This window comes from Planococcus sp. TJ-302, from assembly GCF_058268455.1.
Map to the genome: position 1 here is coordinate 345,311 of NZ_JBZDOI010000002.1, position 14,226 is coordinate 359,536.

General features: G+C 50.8%; 13 protein-coding genes and 1 pseudogene. 2 read left to right on the forward strand and 12 right to left on the reverse strand.

The genetic code is table 11. The features are described from left to right. Positions 1-7 precede the first annotated feature (7 nt). Genes AC4EHB_RS12560 through AC4EHB_RS12570 form a run of 3 tightly spaced genes read right to left on the reverse strand, consistent with a single transcriptional unit; the run spans position 8 to position 3,056 of the window. Entirely contained in the window at positions 8-682 is a 675-nt protein-coding gene (locus AC4EHB_RS12560; RefSeq protein ID WP_490981725.1) for a response regulator transcription factor, read from the reverse strand. Next, positions 657-2,063, reverse strand: coding sequence for a sensor histidine kinase (locus AC4EHB_RS12565; RefSeq protein WP_490981726.1), 1,407 nt, complete (start codon positions 2,061-2,063; stop codon positions 657-659). Before AC4EHB_RS12565 ends, AC4EHB_RS12560 begins: the two co-directional genes overlap by 26 nt. 36 nt (positions 2,064-2,099) lie before the next feature. Further along, entirely contained in the window at positions 2,100-3,056 is a 957-nt protein-coding gene (locus AC4EHB_RS12570) for a F510_1955 family glycosylhydrolase (protein WP_490975711.1), read from the reverse strand. Positions 3,057-3,194: 138 nt separating this feature from the next. Here AC4EHB_RS12570 and AC4EHB_RS12575 point away from each other — a divergent pair, with 138 nt between their 5' ends. Beyond that, entirely contained in the window at positions 3,195-3,773 is a 579-nt protein-coding gene (locus AC4EHB_RS12575; protein ID WP_490981727.1) for a YdhK family protein, read from the forward strand. Positions 3,774-3,859: 86 nt separating this feature from the next. On the opposite strand, the gene AC4EHB_RS12580 is transcribed toward AC4EHB_RS12575, so the two are convergent. From AC4EHB_RS12580 to AC4EHB_RS12615, 8 genes and pseudogenes are all read right to left on the reverse strand, one after another. After that, the gene (locus AC4EHB_RS12580) at positions 3,860-4,594 is read right to left on the reverse strand and encodes an SIS domain-containing protein (RefSeq protein ID WP_490981728.1); all 735 of its coding nucleotides are present in this window, start codon (positions 4,592-4,594) and stop codon (positions 3,860-3,862) included. A 43-nt stretch (positions 4,595-4,637) separates the two neighbouring features. Further along, positions 4,638-5,360, reverse strand: coding sequence for a GntR family transcriptional regulator (locus tag AC4EHB_RS12585; RefSeq protein ID WP_490981762.1), 723 nt, complete (start codon positions 5,358-5,360; stop codon positions 4,638-4,640). 5 nt (positions 5,361-5,365) lie between these two features. Beyond that, positions 5,366-6,106, reverse strand: a complete 741-nt coding sequence (gene nagB, locus AC4EHB_RS12590) for a glucosamine-6-phosphate deaminase (protein ID WP_490981729.1) — start codon at positions 6,104-6,106, stop codon at positions 5,366-5,368. After that, positions 6,103-7,272 (reverse strand): N-acetylglucosamine-6-phosphate deacetylase, encoded by a 1,170-nt coding sequence (gene nagA / locus AC4EHB_RS12595; protein WP_490981730.1) that lies wholly within the window; start codon positions 7,270-7,272, stop codon positions 6,103-6,105. The genes nagB and nagA overlap by 4 nt, the downstream gene beginning before the upstream one ends. Before the next feature lie 63 nt (positions 7,273-7,335). After that, a complete protein-coding gene (gene nagE / locus AC4EHB_RS12600; protein WP_490981731.1) occupies positions 7,336-9,243 on the reverse strand; it encodes an N-acetylglucosamine-specific PTS transporter subunit IIBC in 1,908 nt (635 codons plus the stop codon). Positions 9,244-9,981: 738 nt separating this feature from the next. Beyond that, positions 9,982-10,674 (reverse strand): annotated as a pseudogene (locus tag AC4EHB_RS12605) (exo-beta-N-acetylmuramidase NamZ family protein); the annotation flags it as partial. A gap of 20 nt (positions 10,675-10,694) precedes the next feature. Continuing rightward, on the reverse strand, positions 10,695-10,943 hold the full coding sequence (locus AC4EHB_RS12610) for a hypothetical protein (protein WP_490981732.1): 249 nt from the start codon (positions 10,941-10,943) through the stop codon (positions 10,695-10,697). Between the two features lie 130 nt (positions 10,944-11,073). Continuing rightward, positions 11,074-11,811: an SDR family oxidoreductase gene (locus tag AC4EHB_RS12615; protein ID WP_490981733.1), complete on the reverse strand. Its 738-nt coding sequence runs from the start codon at positions 11,809-11,811 to the stop codon at positions 11,074-11,076. A gap of 144 nt (positions 11,812-11,955) precedes the next feature. Between AC4EHB_RS12615 and AC4EHB_RS12620 the strand changes: the two genes are divergently transcribed. Next, positions 11,956-12,843: a DNA-3-methyladenine glycosylase family protein gene (locus tag AC4EHB_RS12620; RefSeq protein ID WP_490981734.1), complete on the forward strand. Its 888-nt coding sequence runs from the start codon at positions 11,956-11,958 to the stop codon at positions 12,841-12,843. A gap of 197 nt (positions 12,844-13,040) precedes the next feature. Here AC4EHB_RS12620 and AC4EHB_RS12625 read toward each other — a convergent pair whose 3' ends face one another. Beyond that, positions 13,041-14,162: an NADH-dependent flavin oxidoreductase gene (locus AC4EHB_RS12625; RefSeq protein ID WP_490981735.1), complete on the reverse strand. Its 1,122-nt coding sequence runs from the start codon at positions 14,160-14,162 to the stop codon at positions 13,041-13,043. Between the last annotated feature and the right edge of the window lie 64 nt (positions 14,163-14,226).

Here is a 14,226-nt window from a genome sequence, read left to right on the forward strand (position 1 = left end):
GTACCCATCATTTCATATTCACCCATTTATAGCCGATGCCCCAAACGGTGCGGAAATAATCATCGATTGGAAAGCCGGACTGGCGGATTTTTTCGCGGATGTTGCGGACATGTGAATCGACGGTGCGGCCTTCGGTTTCCGAATCGAAGCCCCAGACAATTTCAAGCAGCCGCGAACGTTCGTAGACTTTATCCGGATTTTTCATGAGCAGCCCGAGCATCGCGAATTCTTTCGGCGTCAGCCGGATGATGTGGCCGCGGTAAGCCAGTTCAAAGCGCTCTTCGTCCCACACCAAACCATCCACTTCCAGCCGTTTAGCCGGCGCAGCTCTGCGCAGCAAAGCTTCCATGCGCGCAAGCAGCTCTTCTTCGCCGAACGGCTTGACCAAATAATCGTCGGCACCGAGGCGCAGACCCTTCACGATGTCTTCCTGCTGCTCGCGCGCTGTCAGCATAATAATCGGCACATTTGAGAAGCGTCGAATTTCCCTGCACACATCCCAGCCATCCATTTCCGGCATCATGATATCGAGGATCACTAAATCCACCGGTTCTTCTTCGAGCAGCCGGAGCGCTTCTCTGCCGCTCTGTGCTTTCAGGCAAGCGTAGCCATGCGGCTCCAAATACAGCTCCACCAAATCAAGCATCCGTTTTTCATCATCCACCAACAATACTTTGCGCATCGCTTTCCCCTCTTTCCAGCCGGACAATGACTTCCGTTCCTTTGCCCTGTTCGCTCTTCAGATCGATCCGTCCGCCGTGCGATTCGACAATTTCCTTTGCAATTGCAAGGCCAAGGCCGGACCCGCCGTTTTCGCGCGACCGCGATTTCTCGGCGCGGTAAAGGCGTTCGAAAACATACGGCACACTTTCTGACGGGATGCCTTCACCTTCGTCGCTGATGCGGATTACGATTTCATCGCCTTCTTGCCTGCAGTCGACCGAAACCCGGGAACCCGCAGCCGAATGTTTCAGCGCGTTGTCCAGAATGTTCAGCAGCACTTGCTGGATGCGGTCGGGATCCCAAAATGCCCGGAGGCCGGGTTCACACGCCACCGACAAAAAAATCCGCCCTTGTCTGAACGCCGGCTTGACCAATGCCGCAACTGAGCCGAGCAAATCAGCGATGGCTACGTCCTGGCGCCGTATTTCAAACTGGTGTAAATCGAGCTTTGCCAATTCGAATAAATTCCCGATCAGCGCTGCCAGCTGTGCCGACTCTTCTCGAATGATGGCGATGTATTCTTCCCGCTCCTTCTGCGGGATTCCCGGCCTGCTGAGGATATCCGCGTAGCCTTTGATATACGTAAGCGGCGTCCTCAGCTCGTGGGAAATGCTCGCCAGGAATTCATTGCGGGCATTTTTCAGCCGGTCGAGGTCGACCGATAATTTAGTGATGGCATTCGCCAGCTCTCCCAGTTCGTCGTTGCGGTCTGTCGACAAATCAACGCCTGTGTTGCCGATGCTCATCTGCTCCGCCGCTTCTTTCATCCGGATCAGCGGCAGCGTGATAAAACGCGACAGCATCAGCACAGCAACAATCGTCAACAATACGGCAATGGCGCCAGCCGCTAGAAATTGCTGCTGCAAATTGCCGACCATGCGCTCGATCGCCGCTGTACCGGAAAACATGAAGACATGCCCGGCGTGTTCGCCGTCGATTGTAATGGGGCTGTCTGCCGCAATATAGCGCTTGTCGTCCCATTTTTCTTCTACCACTTTTCCGCCTGCCGGCACTTCTTCAAAATCGGTATGCTGCAGCACATCGATTATTTCTGGTTCAAGCGGATCTGAATTGATGAGGATTTTTCCCACTTCGTCGGTGATGACGACAATATAGGAAGACGCCGCCTCCATCATGCCGACATGTTCGAGCGTCGTCGGCTCGAACATGTCGGCGAGCACTTCGCTGTGCGTTTCCCCGCGGGCAAGCAAGCTCTCCATGACTTCATCGACGCGTTCGTTGACGAGTGTGAAATACAATGCAGTGAACAGCAGCGCTTCGATCAATAAGATGAACGCAAAAAACAATAAGCCGATCTTCAGCGATAATTTATTGAACATAAGCGCCTCTTAGAAGCAAACGCGTTGCCAGCGTCGTCATCGCACTTCGCCATTTTCCAAGATTTGCGTCCAGTCTTCACCTTTGTTTCCTAAGAGGAAAGCCTGCCCTTTGACTGTATAAATCGCCAATTCATCCGGTTTCTGGGCTAGATAAAGAACGCCGTCTTCAGGCAGCTCTGGCAACGCCAAAGTTTTTTCATCGCCGGTTTCAAGTGTGTATTCCACGAGCTCTGACGCCGTTTCATAGCTTGCGTAATACAGCGCGTCTTCGCTGAACGTAAGCGCTGTACCAAATTGGCCGTCGCTTGTCAGTACTTTGAACGAATCGCCGCCATCCTCGGATAGATAAACGCCGGTTGATGTCGCCGCGGCGATGATTTGTGAATCGTCCGGGTGCATCGCCAAATAGGAAATTTCACCTTCAAGCCCTTCTACAGCCGCTTCATTCCAGTTTTCGCCTTCGTTTTCACTGCGGAAAAAGCCTGCTCCCATTTTGGAATTCGGCTGTGGGTTCATGACAAACATGTGGTGGCTTCGGTAGCCCACCGCCATGGCGTGGAAATCGGTCTCGCCTTCAAAGCCCATGTGTTCGAGTGAACGGCCGCCGTCCATGCTGCGTTGGATGCCGATCGGATTCATCATGCCGGAGCCTTGGCCCGGATGGCCGGATGTGTAAAACCCGAGGTCCACCGCGTTAAAGCCCATATAATCGTTGTGCATGCCATCCGTTTCAAGCCATTCGCCGCCGCGGTAGATTTTCAGCCCTTCGTGCGACGCAAAATACAACCCGTCGCCTTCAATATAGCCCATGCCGTGAACGTGCTCCAAAATGCCTTCAAAATCCACTTCGAAATCGCCTGCTTCCAGGCTCTCTTGTGTTGCTTCTTGCTTTGCTGCATCCTCTTCCGGTGCAGGTTCCGTTTCGTTTTCAGCCCCGCATCCGGCAGCGAGCAAAGCCGCTAACGATACAGCGATCCATAATTTATTGTTCAAGTGAATTGCCACCTTTCTTTATTCTGCTCCTTCTATTATAGCGGAAAATTCACGATTTTTTGTGCAGACGATTCTGCACAAATTCTGCATAAGCGATGGGTATAGTGAAAGTACACTAACAACGAGAGAGGGATTTCCATGATAAAAAACAAGTTTCAGATCACTATTTTGTCTGCCGTTGCGGCGTTCACACTCGCTGCGTGCGGAGATTCAGATGAACCTCAAATGACGCAGGAAACCGAGCAGCCAGCGACAGAAGAAAGCAGCGGCGGCGACCATAGCGGCATGGACCATTCCGGTTCCGGCGACATTCCGATGGGCCTAGAAGAAGCAGCCGATCCAATGTATCCGAAAGGCAGCACTGCTACTATCACGGCTGGCCATATGGAGGGCATGGAAGGCAGTGAAGCGACGATTGTCGGCGCATTTGATACCACTGTCTATGCCATAACGTACACACCTGAAACCGGCGGCGAACCTGTCGAGGACCATAAATGGGTCATTCACGAAGAGCTTGAAGATGCCGGCAGCGAACCGCTTGCTGCAGGAGATGAAGCGGTTGTCATTGCCGACCACATGGAAGGCATGGACGGCGCAACCGCCACAATCGACACTGCCGAGGAAACGACGGTCTACATGGTCGATTTCACTACCGCTGACGGCGAAGAAGTCATGAATCATAAATGGCTGACTGAAAGCGAATTGTCTGCCGAATAATACCTTATTTTTCAAAACAAAAACACCTTTGACGCCAGCGCTGATTTAAAGCGCATGGTTCTGAAGGTGTTTTTTTATCATACAGATTACGATAATGCCGGTATCCGTTCGCGGTATTTTTCAATCAGCTCATTATTGTGGCTGTCGGCCCCGTCAATGTTGCCGCTGAGAAAGACGGGAGGCTCGAAGCCGTTGTCGGCCATCACTTGAATGGCTTCAGCGAAGATGGCGTTTAATATGGCGGCCCCCACCACTGTCGATGTTGGCCCAAAAGGCACTTTGACGTTTTCTACGCTTAGGACGGCATCGCCCGCCACGGCATGGTTGTCGATGACGAGGTCCACTGAGTCATGCAAATGCTTGCCGCCCGAGTGTCTCGATGGCTGGCTGTTTGCATAAGCGATTGACGTCAGACCGATTACTGTGGCTCCCTTGCTGCGAGCGGCAAGCGCAAAATCAATCGGTACCGGATTTCGCCCGGAAGTGGATAAAACAAATACCACATCCTCCGGCCGGAAGTCCTGCTGTTTGAGCAACTCTGCTGCATACCCGTTTTTGCGCTCCAGTCCAGAAGAGCGGACTGCGCCTTCATGCAGCATCAGTGGTTCGATCAAAATCGGTTTGACCGGCACGAGGCCGCCAGCCCGGTAAAAAACTTCCTCCGTCAGGATATGGGAATGGCCGCATCCAAACAGCTGGATAATCCCGCCGTTTTGGATCGCTGCCGTCACTTTACGAGCCGCTTTCACCATCACTTCTTTTTCCTGATTTTCAACGAGCTGCAGCATTTCGTGCACTTTATCAAAATACATTGCCAACATGAGCAAACCCCCTTCGCCACTAGCCATTAGGTAATTCTTATTTTCAGCGCTGAATTTCGGTAATGAATTTATAGCGGTCGGCGCGATACATGCTGCGGACCACTTCAAAAGGGACGCCATTCGATAAATAAGATACCCGTTCAATCATCAGGATCGGCGCTGGCATGCCAATTTCAAGCAAAGCCGCTTCTTCTTTCTTCACGAGCGACGCTTCCATCCGTTGGGAAGCATGGCTGATCGCCAGCCCTTGCTCTTGTTCGATCAAAGAGTAAAGCGAACCGGCCAATTCCTGCTCGCTTAAATTCGGGAACAAATTCACGGGCAGATAAGTTCTTTCAAGTGCCATCGGCTTGTCGTTGGCGTATCGGATGCGTTCGACCGTGAACACTTCGTCGCCATTAGCCAACTGAAGTTCGTTCGCTACATCCAGCTCGGGCAACCCTCTGCTGAAATTAATGATTTTATTGCTCGGGACCAACCCCCGCGCTTTCATGTCTTCAGTAAAACTCGTCAAGCCAGTCAACGGCTGTTCCACTTTCGGCGACGCGACAAACGTGCCGCGGCCTTTTTCCCGGTGCAGCAGGCCCTCATTCACTAAATTGGTGATCGACTGGCGCACCGTCATTCGGCTGACCCCGAAAAGCTCTGTCAGATCGCGTTCAGATGGAATCGCTGTCCCGATCGGAAATTCGCCGCCATTGATGCGCTGCTTTAACGCTGCTTCTATTTGGACATACATCGGTACGTGTGATTGTTTGTCTAACACCGTGTTCACTGCCTTTCCTTTTCTGCCAATTGGTAGGCATCCCGGTCAACAATAAGAGTGACATCGTCGTGCTTCCATAAGAAAGATGCTGGAAAATCCTCATTTGGCTGTTTTTCCAGCAGCCTTTTAACCGCTTCGCCTTTCTTTTTGCCGGATGCCAATAAAAGGATTTTATCGCTTTTCAAAATCGAAGCGATTCCCATTGTAATGGCATGGGTCGGAACTTCTTCCAACGAGCCAAAAAAACGTGAGTTGTTGTTCCGCGTTGACTCGTCCAGTTCCACGCAATGCGTCAAACTGTCTTCTGGCGTCCCCGGTTCATTGAATCCGATATGGCCGTTCGTTCCCAAGCCAAGAATTTGCAAATGAATTGGGCCTAACCGATCGATGAGCGCTTCGTAGCGACGGCATTCCTCTTCTATTGAAGAAGCCTGCCCGTCCGGCAGATAGGTGTGGCGCATCTCGATATCCAGGTTGTTGAATAAATTATCGTTCATGAACTTGTGGTAACTGTTGGGGTGACTGCGGTTCAGCCCCCGATACTCATCCAGATTAATGGTTTTCGCTTGTTTATAGGAAATCTTGCGCTGCTGAACCCCTTCTGCCAGTTTGCGGTAGAGGCCAAGAGGTGTAGAACCGGTTGCGAGCCCTAAGACCGAATTGGGATTCCGCGTAATCTGCCCTTCCAGGATGTCGGCTGCACGGCTGCTCATTTCATCGTAGTCCTTAACAATTTCAACTTTCAAATGAGTCCCTCCTTCGCATAAGCGATTGTGCCGCGGCAGATGGTCAGCTGAACGTCCAAGTTTTCATCGAGGACGACAAGATCTGCATCTTTCCCTGCTGCGATGCTGCCTTTTTGGGACAAGCCCAGTTCTTTTGCGGCATTCGCAGAAGTCATTGCCACCAACTCGCTGATCGTGCACTGGGTGGCTGAGCGGACATTTTTCAACGCTGCATCCATCGTCAAAATGCTGCCGGCCAGCGCACCGCTTTTCAAGCGCGCATCCGTTTCGGTAACGATGACGTCTTGCCCGGCCAATTCATATGTGCCAGGCTCGAGCCCTTTCGCCCGCATCGCGTCTGTGATCAACACGAGGCCTTCCGCCCCTTTTTGGCGATAAGCCAATTCAATCGACTTCGGATGGCTGTGGATGAAGTCCGCTATGATTTCGGCGGTTAATCGGTCCTCCAGCAATGCCGTTCCAACAACTCCCGGGTCCCGGTGATGGAACGCGCTCATCTGGTTGTAAAGATGGGTTACTCGACTCGCACCTGCTTGGAGCGCTTGCTGCATTTCCAACCATGTGCCATCTGAATGGCCAATCGATGCCAAAACCCCGTCCGCAGTCAGCCTTTTGATAAATTCAAAACCGCCTTCCATTTCCGGAGCAAGCGTAACCAGCTTGATGCGGCCACCGCTCAATTCCTGCCATTTCAAAAATAAGGCTGATGATGGCGCAATGATGTGCTCTACTGGTTGAGCTCCAGGTTGCTTTGCGGAGATAAATGGCCCTTCAAGATGGACGCCCAGCATCTCAGCTTGAGCATCGCCTGCCTGAAATCGGCTGGCATTTTGCAGAGCCGCTGAAATCGCCTTATCGGACTGTGTCATCGTCGTCGCCAAAAAGCTTGTCGTTCCTTCTTTCGGCAGCGCAGTCGCTATGCCGCTGAGCGCTCCCGGCGTAGCGTCCATGACGTCAAAACCCGCAGCCCCATGGATATGGACGTCGATAAATCCTGGAACCAACGTCCAATTCTTTCCGGCTGCATTGATATGAACATCGGCAGCTTTCGATATTGATGGTGCTGTTTCTGTTATTTTTCCATCCTCCAGAAAAACGTCGCCAACGAAACTGTTGTTCACTGAATCCGCGATGGTAATGGTTGAAATCAAGATGGTTTTCTTCATCAATAGCACTCCTTACGAAAAACCAGGAAAGTCACGGATGAATTTCCTGGTTTTATAATATCATTATTGAATTTTCAAGATGGAAACTGTCCCTTGGTCCTGCTGCCCTTTTTTCAGCATTTCCAATTCTTGCCCCGTTAAGTTCGTGAAGATGATCGGCGTTACAATCGAAGGTGCATGCGCTTCAAGATATGCAAGGTCGAGTTTCAATAACGCATCGCCGCGCTGGACAAGCTGCCCTTGTTCAACAACTGCTTCAAAGCCTTCCCCGTTCAATTTCACGGTATCAAGGCCAACATGGATCAAGATTTCGATTCCCGTGTCCGTTTCAATCCCAATCGCGTGTTTTGACGGGAATAACGTGACTACGCGCCCATCAACCGGCGAATAGAGTGTGCCGCCGGAAGGTATGATTCCGAAGCCTGGCCCCATCATTTCTTTTGCAAACACTTCATCCGGCACTTCAGAAAGTTCAATGATTTCTCCGTCAATCGGCATTGCAAAATCTTCTGTGCGGAGTTCTTTCACTAGTTCAGGCGCTGCTGCCATTTCTTCAATAGGTACATCCAAGCTTTCAGGCGTCGGGTTGCCATTTGCCAATCGCTTCTGCATCGCGTCCGCTAAAAATTCAACAGCTGTCCCGATGACCACTTGAACATTTGTTTTATTGATTTTCATCAAGCCCATCGCGCCGTGGCGCTTCAAATCTTTCTCGCTTACTTTGTCTGCATCTTTAACTGTAAGGCGAAGGCGCGTCGTACAATAATCGACAGCTGAGATATTGCTGCTGCCGCCAAGCGCTTCAATGGTATGGTACGCGCGGATATCATTGCTCCGGTTGCCTGTATCGGCATTGCTATTTTCCGCGTCTTCATCTTCGCGGCCCGGTGTTTTAAGATCCAGTTTGATGATCAGGAAATAAAAGATTCCGAAGTAAATCGCGCCTGTTCCGGCGCCCATTACCAATAGCATCAACGGATTTTGGGCCAGCCCGAAGTTCAGGACATAATCGATGGCACCGGCCGAAAATCCGAAACCGTGATGGATATCAAGTGCATAAGCCACCATCATCGATACCCCAGTTAACATGGCGTGGACAATGTACAATATCGGTGATAAGAACATGAATGAGAATTCGATAGGTTCCGTAATCCCTGTCAAGAAAGAAGTAAAGGCGATACTGAACAGCATCCCGCCGACGATTGCTTTGCGCTCTTTTTTAGCCGTGGCATAAATCGCCAGGCACGCTGCCGGAAGCCCGAACATCATGATTGGGAAGAATCCAGAAAGGAAAGGCCCCGCTGTCGGGTCCCCTTTTAAAAAGCGGTTGATTTCGCCGCGCACAACTTCTCCGTTGGCGTCAGTGAAAGTACCGAAGTCGAACCAGACAATCGTGTTGATGACATGGTGCAAACCTGTCGGCAACAACAAACGGTTCAAGAAGCCGTAAGCCCCTACACCGAACATGCCGGCATTTAAAATCCAATCGCCTGCGCCATCGATCATTCCTTGTATTGGCGGCCATGCGTAGCCGAATAGGCCAGCTAAAACAGTCATCGCAGCCGCGGTAACAATCGGCACAAAGCGCCTGCCGCCGAAGAAAGCCAGCCACGCTGGGAATTTCACATCGTAGAATTTATTGTATAATAGCCCGCCGACAATACCCGAGAGAATTCCGGCAAAAACGCCCATATTGATTGATTCATTAATCGTGACAATGGCTGATGTCAATACCAGATAAGCGATCGCACCCGCAAGCGCCGCGCCGCCATTGCTGTCATGGGCAAGCCCGAAAGCGATGCCGATTGCAAAAATGATGGCAAGGTTATCGATGATCCCTGCACCCGCTGCCGACAAAAACGGAATGCCGAGCAAGTCATCCTGGCCAAACCGCAAAAGCAAAGCTGCTGCTGGCAATGTAGCGATTGGGAACATCAACGATTTCCCGATTTTCTGCAGAAAATTGAACAAATGGATCCACCTCTTCTTCTTTAGTCTTAATTTTTACTATAGAGATAATGTGTATAGATGTCTATACCAATTTTATTATTTATCAGATAAATGCACGCGCTTTCATTTATATTTTTATAAGTTGGAGAAAAGATTTTTAATGTCGATATTCCGCAAAACAACTACGCTTGCCGCGGGCGAGCGCCAAGCCTCCTCGGTCACTTCGCTCCCTGCGGGGTCTCGGCTGTCTCGCTTTCCCGCAGGCGTCTCCGCTGTTTTGCTCCATATCGAGAAATATCTTAGTGAAGGTGCGCCTAGCCCAAAGCGGTGTATAAAGGTTAACAAGCATTAATTTGCCTTTAACATGACGAAGCAATTCGTTGACATGACGAACAGAGAAATCAACAAGCACTAGCCGACTTTTAACATGAACTGTTTGGAATTTAACCGGTACTAGCTGAAAAGCGTCTCACCAAGATCCAAGTTCAAGAGCTTAAATGGAAAAGCCGTTCGCCCAGCGAACGGCTCCTTCTCAAGCACTGGCGCATTTCGCCTTGGCGAAATGCAGCCATCTGTTGGTTTGTGGCGGCAGGTTCGCCTGTTAACATGAACTAAATCGCAGTTAACATGACTTAACCAGGCGCTAACATGAAGTCCGGGAGATTCAACATGAACTAGTCAGCCGTTAACATGCACTGTTCGGAAATTAACCGGCACTATCCAAATTCCACATTCCACCATACGTCCTATCAATCAAAAAGCTGGGATATCGAATTCTTCATTGAACAATTCAGCGAGTTCGCCGACGGTCATGCCGTGGCGCAGCGGAATAGCGTACTGGCCGACAAATGAAGCAAATTCCGGATCAAGCACCGGCCCTTCCACTTTGATGCTGCCAAGTGGATTCGGGCGGTCGAGCACGATAAACGGAATGCCTTTTTCTTTAGCGGCTTCCATTGCAAGCGCCATGGTATAGATGTACGTGTAGAAACGCGTGCCGACGTCCTGGATATCAAACAGCAGCACGTCGACGCCTTCCAGCATTTCCTGTGTCGGTTTCCGGGTAGAGCCGTAAAGGCTGTAAACCGGAAGACCGGTCACTTCATCGATGTAATAATTCACGTATTGTCCGGCCTGAGCATCTCCCCGGACACCGTGTTCCGGCCCATACAGCGCAGTCAATTCAACTTCCGGGTCATTGTAGAGAAGGTCCACGATGCTGTTCAGTTCCTGGTCTACACCTGTCGGATTCGTGATCAACCCGACGTTCTTCCCTTCGATCAAGTGTTTCTGGTCTTCCAGCAAAACTTCCACCCCGATGGCGAATGGTTCTTTTTTGCCTTTGCCGCGGTCTTTCGATTTGCCGTTTCCGTTGTCATGATTGGCGAATGCAATTGAAAGTGAAGATAAAACCAGCATAGCGGTCAATAAAAATACGATCCACTTTTTCAATATCATCTTTCCTTGTCAGTTTAGTAAGTTAAACCATGTCCATACTCATACAACGAGCCGCCTGTAAGATCCGGAATGAATACCGGCAATTTGCCGGTTGGAGACAGTTCGCCTAAAATGGTCGATGCCATCGCTTCGTAACTTGCAGTACGGAAGCTGTATTGCGCCCAGTACACATCCACTTCCGGATACGCCATCACGTCATACGGGTTTTGAATGCCAACTGCAATAACTAGCGCATCGGTTGCGGCGATGATCTGATTTGCCATCTTCATTTGCCCGCTGTTCGGGGAGCGCTGCGAAACGATAGGAGAACGTTTTTCTCCGCAATCATTACCTCCATGTAAAATGCCTGCCCCGCTTACAGCGGGACAGGCATAACAATCACACGACGGGCTATTATTTCTGCTGTCTCGGGCGAATCAGAATCTCATTAACATCCACATAATCCGGCTGTTCGACAGCATACGCAATCGCGCGGGCGATGTCTTCAGCCTCCAGGAACTTCATGTCTCCCCCAGATGCAAACATATCAATGATGTCCTGGTCGGTGATCGTCTCGGAAAGTTCGGTCGACACAGCTCCCGGTGAAATGATCGTCGCTCGGATGTCCATCGCCGGATCGAGTTCCTGGCGCAAACCTTCCGTGATGGCGCGCACTGCGAATTTCGTGCCGCTATAAACGGCGCTGCCCGGCGTCACATCGTGTCCGGCAACCGATGCTACGTTGATGATATGGCCTTCCCGGCGTTCTTCCATATGCGGCAGCACTGCTGCGATGCCGTACAAAACGCCTTTGATGTTGACGTCGACCATTTGGTCCCATTCCGAAATCTTCCGTTTGTTGAGGAATGAAAGAGGCATAAGCCCAGCGTTATTGATAAGAACATCGATCTTCCCAAACTTTTCGATTGCGGCATCCGCCAGCTCTTGCATTTCTTCCGCCGACGTTACATCCGTAACTTTGAATGCCGCCGTACCGCCAGCAGCCTCAATTTCTTCTTTTAGTTCGATAAGGCGTTCTTCGCGGCGGGCCGCAAGCATGACGGCATACCCTTTGCCAGCCAATTCCTTTGCTGTCGCCTGCCCGATTCCGCTGCTTGCGCCTGTAATGATCGCTGTTTTCGTAGTTGTCATGTTTCATTCCAGCTCCATTTCTGTAATAGATTCCTCTAACTGCCTCATGGTAACTCTACCTTCTGCCTGTACCGCTGTAAACTGTTTCGCATGGCGTACGTGTGGTATGTTGGATAGAAGAACCGATGAAAGGTGGAAACGCCCTTGCAAGCCCCTGAGCCTTTATTTATTGACCTCCCGCAGGAATTCGACTTAGCGGCGAACCTCGCCTATATGCAGCGGAATTCTAAGGAATGCATGTATACGATTCGCAATGAAACCATTACGCGCGCATTGGAAATCGATGGCGAACGCCTGTTGATCCAAGTCAGCGCCATTCAGAACCGGCAGCTGCTGGTGCGTTTTTTAACTGGCACTCCGACTGCTGGGATCAAACCTTATATTCGCGACTGGTTCGACCTCGGCACCGATCTCGCACCGTTTTACGAAATGGCGAAAAACGATCCCCTCTTGCAACGGACCATCGAGGATTTTTACGGCCTCCGCAACATCGGGCTGCCGGATTTGTTCGAAGCGCTGTGCTGGGGGATCTTGGGCCAGCAGATCAATTTGGGCTATGCCTACACGTTGAAGCGCCAGCTTGTCGAGAAGTTCGGCGAAGCGGTGGACTATGGAGGTGTGCCGTACTGGATTTTCCCTTCTTATGAAAAAATCGCAGAATTGTCGCCGGAAGACATGAGTGACATCAAAATGACCGTCAAAAAAAGCGAGTACATCATTGGCGTCGCCCAGCTGATGGCAAGCGGCGAGTTGTCGAAAGAAGGCCTGCTCGCACTTGGCAGCCTTGGCGCCATTGAAAAAGAATTGATCCGCATCCGAGGCATCGGTCCGTGGACCGCCAATTATGTGCTGCTCCGCTGCCTGCGTTTCCCCAATGCTTTTCCGGTGGATGACGTCGGCCTCATCAATGCCATCAAATTCCAGCTTGGCCTCGACCGCAAACCAACCAAAGAGGAGATTCTCGACCTAGCCGTTCCATGGGAAAACTGGAAAGCGTACGCGACGTTCTATTTATGGCGTGTGCTTTATTAATAAATCCGGATCTTCGGCAAGTGCGAAGGTCCGGGTTTATTATTGTATGCGTATCTGGAATTGCCGGAACAATGATGGAAACGTCGGAAACGATGACAGAACCTTCTACTAAAAACAATAGAAAACGTAAAAGTGGTCCCCACCTTTTCACTGGACAAAAAAAGCCAACGGCAATCCCTCTGCCGCTGGCGCATCTTTTATTCTGCTACTTTAACCATGCCGTATGAAGTGATGGCGTTCCACATCGATTCCGGGATGTCGAGTTTGCCGACCATCTCCTGCGGGATCACTTCATGGATTTCCTGTTCTTTGCCTTGCTTCACTTTTTCCGTCCATTCCGGATCAACTAGCGCTTGGCGGCCCATTGCGACGATATCGGCGCCTTCTTCGAGCGCTGCCACGGCATCTTCCGGCTTTTTGACGCTGCCAACCACAACAAACGGCACGCGGCCATTGATTTGTTTCGATAGAATTTCAACGATGCTGCCTTGTTCTGCTGCACCGCGCGGCTGTTTCTTGAATTCGAATAAAGACACGTGGACGTAATGGATGCCGCCTTCGATCAATTTTTCGACGAGCACTTTTGTATCTTCAATCGTGTAGCCGACCGAGTCTTCGTTGTTTTCTTCAGGCGATAAACGGTAGCCGATGATGAAGCTGTCGTCTGCGTATTGCGCAGCTGTTTTCTTCACTTCGTCCAATACCGCCATCGAGAAACTCAAACGGTTTTCCAGGCTGCCGCCCCATTTGTCTTCGCGCTGATTGAATGTAGCTGAGACGAATTGCTGGATCAAATACGTGTTCGCGCCGTGGATTTCCACGCCGTCAAATCCGGCTTCGATCGCGCGGCGCGTCGTTTCGCCGAAATCACGGATGATGTCGTCGATTTCAGCAGCTGTCAATTCGCGCGGCGTCGGTTTGCCTTCTGGCCCTGCCACTGCGCTCGGCGCTACTGTTTCTTTCGCAGCGATCAAATCCGGCTGGCCTTGGCGACCGCCGTGCTGCATTTGCAGAATCGCTTTGCTGCCGCCTGCTTTCATTTCATCTGCCAACCTTTTCAAGCTCGGCAAAGCTTTGTCATCAAAACCGATAAACTGGTTCGGGAACGCGATGCCGTTTTCAGAGATTGCGATGCAGGCAGATACGAACAAGCCGCCGATGTTTGAACGGCGGTTATAATACTCAAGTTCAGCGTCTGATACTGTACCATCCGGGTTTCCTGAATAAGTCGTCATTGGCGCAACGCCTAAGCGATCTTGTAAAACAACACCGTTCGGCAATGTAATTTCTTCGAATAAAGATGTATAGTTCGGATTCATGTGAATTCCTCTTTTCTTTTGTCTGTAGGTATATCAAAATATCATAGGATTAGGACAATCACAA